Annotated in this window: 6 protein-coding genes; 2 read left to right on the forward strand and 4 right to left on the reverse strand. The window is 69.8% G+C overall.

Features of this window, described 5'->3' with window-relative positions; translation table 11 throughout:
* Positions 1-28 precede the first annotated feature (28 nt).
* The gene (locus ACWDZ6_RS30395) at positions 29-3220 is read left to right on the forward strand and encodes a carboxyl transferase domain-containing protein (protein WP_451505386.1); all 3192 of its coding nucleotides are present in this window, start codon (positions 29-31) and stop codon (positions 3218-3220) included.
* Positions 3221-3257: 37 nt separating this feature from the next.
* On the opposite strand, the gene ACWDZ6_RS30400 is transcribed toward ACWDZ6_RS30395, so the two are convergent.
* On the reverse strand, positions 3258-4097 hold the full coding sequence (locus tag ACWDZ6_RS30400; protein WP_366735559.1) for an SDR family oxidoreductase: 840 nt from the start codon (positions 4095-4097) through the stop codon (positions 3258-3260).
* 95 nt (positions 4098-4192) lie between these two features.
* On the opposite strand from ACWDZ6_RS30400, the gene ACWDZ6_RS30405 reads away from it, so the two are divergent.
* Entirely contained in the window at positions 4193-4654 is a 462-nt protein-coding gene (locus ACWDZ6_RS30405) for a MarR family winged helix-turn-helix transcriptional regulator (protein WP_451505387.1), read from the forward strand.
* Positions 4655-4691: 37 nt separating this feature from the next.
* Here the strand turns inward: ACWDZ6_RS30405 and ACWDZ6_RS30410 are convergent, their stop codons facing one another.
* The 3 genes from ACWDZ6_RS30410 to ACWDZ6_RS30420 form a co-directional block, all read right to left on the reverse strand.
* Positions 4692-5207, reverse strand: a complete 516-nt coding sequence (locus ACWDZ6_RS30410) for a SixA phosphatase family protein (RefSeq protein ID WP_451505388.1) — start codon at positions 5205-5207, stop codon at positions 4692-4694.
* A 94-nt stretch (positions 5208-5301) separates the two neighbouring features.
* Positions 5302-5982: a class F sortase gene (locus tag ACWDZ6_RS30415; RefSeq protein ID WP_451505389.1), complete on the reverse strand. Its 681-nt coding sequence runs from the start codon at positions 5980-5982 to the stop codon at positions 5302-5304.
* Between the two features lie 150 nt (positions 5983-6132).
* A partial coding sequence (locus tag ACWDZ6_RS30420; RefSeq protein ID WP_451505390.1) for a hypothetical protein occupies positions 6133-6971 on the reverse strand: 839 nt, incomplete at its 5' end.

The following is a 6971-nucleotide window of genomic DNA, read 5'->3' on the forward strand; positions in this document are numbered from 1 at the left end:
GGGGGCCTTGCGCAGGCGGAATCGGCCGATGAGCATGGCGGCGCCGCCCTTTCTGGAGGAACTCATGGGTTCTGCCGCCGTACTCGTCGCCAATCGCGGAGAGATCGCCGTACGGGTGCTGCGCGCCGCCGCCGAGGCCGGAATGCGGACCGCGGCCGTGTACGCGGAGGACGACGCGGGATCACAGCATGTCCAACTGGCCGACGAGGCGGCGCCGTTGCCGGGGTCGGGACCTGCCGCGTATCTGGACGGCGGGGCGGTGCTGGCGGCGACGCGGCGGGCCCGCTGCGGCCTGCTGCACCCCGGATACGGCTTCCTCAGCGAGGACGCCGGTTTCGCCGCGCGCTGCGCGGAGGCGGGAATCGGCTTTGTGGGGCCGTCGCCCGAGGTGCTGGCGCTCTTCGGCGACAAGGCGCGGGCGCGGGTCCTCGCCGAGCGGGTCGGTGTGCCGGTGCTCGCGGGGACGCGCGGGGCGACGGGCCTGGAGGAGGCGCGGGAGTTCCTTGCTGGGCTGGGTCCCGGCGGGGCGGTGATGGTGAAGGCCGTGGGCGGAGGCGGCGGGCGCGGTATGCGGGCCGTGCATGCCCTCGGCGATCTTGCGGAAGCCTGGGAACGCTGCCGGTCGGAGGCTCTGCAGTCCTTCGGGCGGGGCGAGTTGTATGTCGAGCGGCTGCTGGAGGGTGCCCGCCATGTCGAGGTGCAGATCCTCGGCGACACCACCGGGTCGGTGACCCATCTGTGGGAGCGGGACTGCAGCGCCCAGCGCCGCCACCAGAAGCTGATCGAGATCGCTCCGGCGCCCGCCCTGCCCGCGCAGCTGCGGGACCGGCTGCTGGTCGCCGCGCTGCGGATGGCGCGGGAGGCGGGCGTCACCGGGCTCACGACTTTCGAATTCCTCCTCGCCGGTGAGGAGTTCCATTTCATCGAGGCCAATCCGCGGCTCCAGGTGGAACACACCGTCACCGAGGAGGTGACGGGCGTGGACCTGGTCTCCGTACAACTGCGTCTCGCTCAGGGCGAGACGCTGGAGTCGCTCGGTCTCACCGAGCCTCCGCCACCCCGCGGTTTCGCCGTGCAGGCCCGGGTGTACGCCGAGGAACCCGGGACTGTGAGCCGGTTCGAGGTACCGACAGGCCCCGGCGTACGGGTGGACACGGCGACGCGTGCGGGGCTGACGACGGGCACCCGGTACGACCCTCTCCTCGCGAAGGTGATCGCCCGGGTGCCGGCCGGCGCCGGTTTCGCGGCGGCGTGCGAGCGGACCGCCCGGGCGCTCGGCGAGTTCGGGATCGAGGGCGTACGAACCGGGATTCCGCTGCTCCGGGCGGTACTCGCGGACCCGGAGTTCGCCGCGGGCGGCACGGACACCGGCTTCCTCGAAAGGCTCTCGGACCTCCCGGGCGCGGTGGCCGCCGATGCGAGTACCGCCGAGGCACCGATGAGCGGCACCGTCGTGGCGGTCGATGTCGCTCCGGGAGACTCAGTGCGGACCGGGCAGCAACTGCTCGTCCTCGAGGCGATGAAGATGGAGCATGTCCTCAGGGCGACCGCGGCCGGGAGCGTGCGGTCCGTACCGACGGCGGTGGGCGACACGGTGACAGCGGGACAGTCGCTGGTACTGCTCGACCCGGCCGGGGACGAACCTGCCGATGACGGGCCCCTCGAGGTGGGCGTCGACCTCGACCGCATACGCCCGGATCTCGCCGAGTCGCTGCGCCGCCATGCGGTCGGCCTGGACGAGAACCGTCCCGGCGCGGTCGCCAAACGGCATCGGATCGGCCGCCGCACCGCCCGAGAGAACATCGACGAACTCTGCGACCCGGGCAGCTTCAGGGAGTTCGGGGCGCTCGCCATCGCCGCCCAGCGCCGCCGCCGCTCGCTGGAGGACCTGATCGTCTCCACGCCCGCCGACGGCATGGTCACCGGCACCGGGACGGTCGAGGGAACTCCGTGCGTGGCGATGTCGTACGACTACACGGTGCTCGCCGGCACTCAGGGGCACCAGAACCACCGCAAGACCGACCGGATGCTGCAGCTCGCCGAGCGGCGGCGGCTCCCCGTGGTGCTCTTCGCGGAAGGCGGCGGCGGGCGGCCCGGCGATACGGACACCACAGCTGTCGCGGGGCTGGATCTCATGACGTTTCACCAGATGGGACGGCTCAGTGGTCTGGTGCCGCTGATCGGGATCGCGTCCGGGCGCTGTTTCGCGGGCAATGCGGCGCTGCTCGGCTGCTGCGATGTGGTGATCGCGACGCCCGAGGCGACGATCGGCATGGGTGGCCCGGCGATGATCGAGGGCGGCGGGCTCGGAGTGCAGCGGCCCGAGGAGGTCGGTCCGCTCTCCGTCCAGGTGCCGAACGGCGTCGTGGACATCGCGGTCGCCGACGAGGCGGATGCGGTGCGGGTGGCGCGCCGGTACCTCTCGTACTTCCAGGGTCCGCAAGGCAGTTGGGACTCCCCCGATCCGCGCGCGCTGCGGCATGCCGTGCCCGAGAACCGGCGCCGGGCATACGACATCCGGGCGGCCGTCCAGGGGCTCGCCGACACCGGATCGGTGCTGGAGCTGCGCCGCGGTTTCGGGACCGGCGTGATCACCGCACTGGTACGGATCGAGGGTCGTCCGATGGGCCTGATCGCCAACAACCCGGGGCACCTGGGCGGCGCGATCGACAGCGACGCCGCCGACAAGGCCGCCCGCTTTCTGCAGCTGTGCGACGCTCACGGCCTGCCGGTCGTCTCACTCTGCGATACGCCCGGGTTCATGGTCGGCTCCGACGCGGAACGGACCGCGACCGTACGCCACTTCTCCCGGCTCTTCGTGACGGGCGCCCATCTCGGCGTACCGCTGGTCTGCCTGATCCTGCGGAAGGCGTACGGACTCGGCGCGATGGCCATGATGGGCGGCTCGACACGGGCCCCGCTGGCCACCGCCGCCTGGCCGAGCGGCGAGCTCGGCGGCATGGGCCTGGAGGGTGCGGTACGCCTCGGCTACCGCAACGAGCTGGCCGCGATCGAGGATCCCGAGGAGCGCCGGCAGGCCTTCGACGCCCGCGTCGCGGAGCTGTACGAGCACGGCAAGGCGGTCAACGCGGCGGCCGCGCTGGAGATCGACGCGGTGATCGACCCGGCGGACTCGCGGCGCTGGATCCTGGCAGCGCTGGACGCCTGGTCGCCGGAGCCGGACGGCGCGGCGCGGCGGCCGTACGTCGATACCTGGTAGCCACACCGCCATGCCGTCGGCGTCCGCCGGGGCAGGGTCAGCCGACCCAGCCGCCGGTGAGGCCGAGCACCGCCGAACCGTCCAGGTCGGTGAGCTTGATGCCGGTGAAGCCGCGGGCCCAGTCGGATGTCTGGATACGGAACGCGGGCCGGTCCGCCGTCAGCGCCTCGAGTACCGAATCGGCGGCCTCGGCCGGAGTCTGCGCGCCGCTGAGGAACTGCGAGATGGTGCGGTCCACGTAGACCCGCATCGCATCGGCGTACGGACCTGCCGCGGCGATCGCGGCCTCCGGGTCGACACCGATGTTGCTGACGAACTCGGTGGCCACAGCGCCGGGTTCGACGACGGAGACGGTCACACCGAGCTTGGCTGCCACCGGTGCCAGGCTCTCCATGTAGCCCTCGACGGCGAACTTCGCGGCGCAGTAGGCCTCATTGAACGGCTGCCCGACGACCCCGCCGACGCTGGTGACGGTGATCAGACGGCCACCGGAGGCTCGAAGGTGGGGCAGTGCCGCCTTGGAGACATGGAGCACGCCGAAGAAGTTGACCTCCATGACCTTGCGCACATCGGCAACCGTCTCGTTCTCGAGCGTGCCGAGGTGTCCGGCACCCGCGTTGTTGATCACGGCGTCGAGGCGGCCGTGGTCACTGATGACGCCCTCGATCGCGGCGGCGACGGAGGCCTCGTCAGTGACGTCGAGCCGGCGGATGTCGAGTTCGACCCCGGCATCCGCGGCCGCCTTGCGCAGTGCGTCGGCGCGGCTGGTGTCGCGCAGGGTCGCGACGGTCCGCCAGCCTGCCCGCGCGGCGGCAACGGCCGCGGCCAGGCCGATGCCCGAGGAGGTGCCGGTGATCAGAACAACCTTGGAAGACATGGTGCAGCCTTTCGTCCATGACACTGAGCAGTTCAGTGCGTGTACACACACCATAACCATTCTGTGCGTGCACACGCAACAGGTAGGATCTGCCCATGGCAACCAGGAAGCTCACCCAGGCAGCGATGCCCGTGGCCGACCACGCCTTCTACGGACTGGTCTGGGCCGGCACCGTCCTGACCGAACGCGTGGACCGCGCCCTGAGCAAGGCCCACGACCTGCCGGTCTCCTGGTTCGAGGTGATGCTCTGGCTCGCCTCGAACCCGGATCCTGTTCCGGCCTCCGTACTCGGCAACAGCACCATGCTCAGCCGCAGCCAGGTGTCCCGGGTCGTCGACGCCCTCCAGAGCCGCGGTCTTGTCAGCCGCACCCCGTCCCCACGTGACGCGCGCTCCGTCGAAGTGGCCCTCACGCCGGCGGGTCACCAGCTCTTCGAGGAGGCCGACGCCACGCGACGCGCCTGCCTGGCACCGGTCTTCACCGACCTCCTCGACACGGAGGACCTCGAAGCGCTCAGCACGGTGTGGCACAAGCTCAAGGCCGCCAAGGACGACTGACGCCTGTTCTCCGGGTCACCAAGGCTCCCCGTACCGGTCAAGTCCCCCGAGGCACTGCCAAGTCGGTGAGCAGAGCCGTGCCGGGGGCGAGCTCGGACCAGGCGCCGCGCCAGGTGAGAACGGCGATGGCACTGGTGGGGAACTTCTCGCGGGCACGTTCCAGGGCGTCGCCGAGCGCCTCAGCGGCCAGTGCCAGCACCAGCTCCTGCATTCCCGGGTTGTGGCCGACCAGCAGCAATGTGCCTACGGATATGGGTGTTTCACCTACGACACCGAGCAGCGCGTGAAAGTGCGCATCGTAGACGCGGTCCTCGTAGCGCGCTGATGGCTGGGTTTCGAGATGCTCGGCGGCCAGTTCCCAGGTCTGTCGGGCCCGGACAGCGGTAGAGCAGATCATGAGGTCCGGAATGTAGTGGGCATCCCTCAGCCAGCGACCGGCAGCAGCGGCGTCCCCGCGGCCACGCTCGGCGAGCGGACGGTCGAAGTCCTCCATCCCCGGCGGCCGGGCGGACTTGGCGTGCCTCAGGACGATCAGCCGACGTAGTTCTGCCACAAGGCCTCCCGCGGTCGGCGATCCGTGCCGGACCCCCAGTATCCTTCCGCTGCGCGTGCTGTGCGGCCGAGGTCCCGGTTTTCCGCACATCGGTTCATGCGCGTTTGGTGGAGTCGAGGTGGGCGAACACGACCACGTTGTCCGTGTAGTCCTTCGCCTTCCTGTCGTACTCGCCTCCGCAGGTGATCAGACGCAGCTGCGGGGAGGGCGTGTCGGCGTAGACCCGCTGATTGGGAAAGTGCGCCTTGCTGAAGGTCTCGACGGAGTCGACCTTGAACGTGGCGACGGTGTTGTCTTCGCGGGTGATGTCGACCGTGCTTCCGGGCTTGAGCGAGCCGAGCTCCACGAATACAGCCGGGCCGGTCTTGGTGTCGACATGACCCGCGACGATTGACGTGCCGCGCTCGCCAGGTGTGGGACCCCCCTGGAACCAGCCGACCAGATTGTTGTCGTCTCCCGGTGGCGCGTCCAGTTGTCCGGAAGAACCGATGGACAACGGTGTGAAGGGCGCGTCGACGGCGATCTCCGTGATGGAGAGCCGCTTCGGGGCGGAACGGGACAACGCCAGACCGGCCGGCGGGGCCGGCGTGGCGGCGGCCCCGGGTGTGGTGGGGGCGGAATCCATGGCGCGGGCCGGCGGAGGGGCCTCTGCCGGGGTGGTGAAGGAGTTGTACACAAGGAGGAAACCCAGCCCAACCGCCGCAGCTGGCCACATCAGGGCGCGGCCGAAAGGGCGGGGGGCGGGAGCGGTACCGGACGGCTGCTGGGCGGCCATACGAGCGGGCCTTTCGCGTTACGGGGTGCGCCGGTGGGGCACGGGCGGGCGACGGAACAGTCTGTGGTGCGGAAAGGGCAATCGCCGCGGCCACCGCCCGGGAGGGACGGCGGCCGCGGCAGCAAACGAACTGCTAGTGGTTCGGCCCCATCAGGCCGCCGTGACGCCCGACCCGGTGCGGCGCAGCCGGTACGCCCCCGCGCCGAGACCGATGAGCATCAGTACCGAGCCGGCAGCCAGGCTGCTGCCTGACATGGCCAGAGCACCGCCACCGGCGTGGACGCCGCCGTTCGGCTTCTCCTTCTTCCACTCGGACTTGTCGTGGCCGCCCTTCTCGTAGTCGCCCTTCTCCTGGCCCCAGTCATCGGCCACGGTCATGGTCAGCGCGCCGCCACCGGTGTGGACACCGCCGCTCGGCTTCTCGCCCTTCCCGGACTTCTCGTAGCCGCCCTTGCCGTGGTCGCCCTTCCAGGACTTCTCGTAGTCGCCCTTCTCGGACTTCTCCGAGTCGCCCTTCTCGGACTTCTCCGAGTCGCCCTTCTCGGACTTCTCCGAGTCACCCTTCTCGGACTTCTCCGAGTCACCCTTCTCGGACTTCTCCGAGTCACCCTTCTCAGACTTCTCCGAGTCACCCTTCTCAGACTTCTCCGAGTCACCCTTCTCAGACTTCTCCGAGTCACCCTTCTCCTGACCCCAGTCATCATTCAGGGCCATGGCCAGCGCGCCACCACCGGTGTGGACACCGCCACTCGGCTTCTCCGAGTAGGACTTCTCGTGGTCGCCCTTACCGTGGTCGCCCTTGCCGTGGTCGCCCTTCCAGGACTTCTCGTAGTCGCCCTTCTCGGACTTCTCCGAGTCGCCCTTCTCAGACTTCTCGGAATCACCCTTCTCGGACTTCTCCGAGTCGCCCTTCTCAGACTTCTCGGAATCACCCTTCTCAGACTTCTCCGAGTCGCCCTTCTCAGACTTCTCGGAATCACCCTTCTCAT

The organism is Streptomyces sp. NPDC002926, assembly GCF_053591755.1.

What these genes read in the sequence shown, in the direction of transcription:
- ACWDZ6_RS30395 (WP_451505386.1), top strand. Translation starts at nt 29, where the DNA reads ATGAGCATGGCGGCGCCGCCCTTTCTGGAGGAACTCATGGGTTCTGCC.
- ACWDZ6_RS30405 (WP_451505387.1), top strand. Translation starts at nt 4,193, where the DNA reads ATGGCAACCAGGAAGCTCACCCAGGCAGCGATGCCCGTGGCCGACCAC.
- ACWDZ6_RS30400 (WP_366735559.1), bottom strand. Translation starts at nt 4,097, where the DNA reads ATGTCTTCCAAGGTTGTTCTGATCACCGGCACCTCCTCGGGCATCGGC.
- ACWDZ6_RS30415 (WP_451505389.1), bottom strand. Translation starts at nt 5,982, where the DNA reads ATGGCCGCCCAGCAGCCGTCCGGTACCGCTCCCGCCCCCCGCCCTTTC.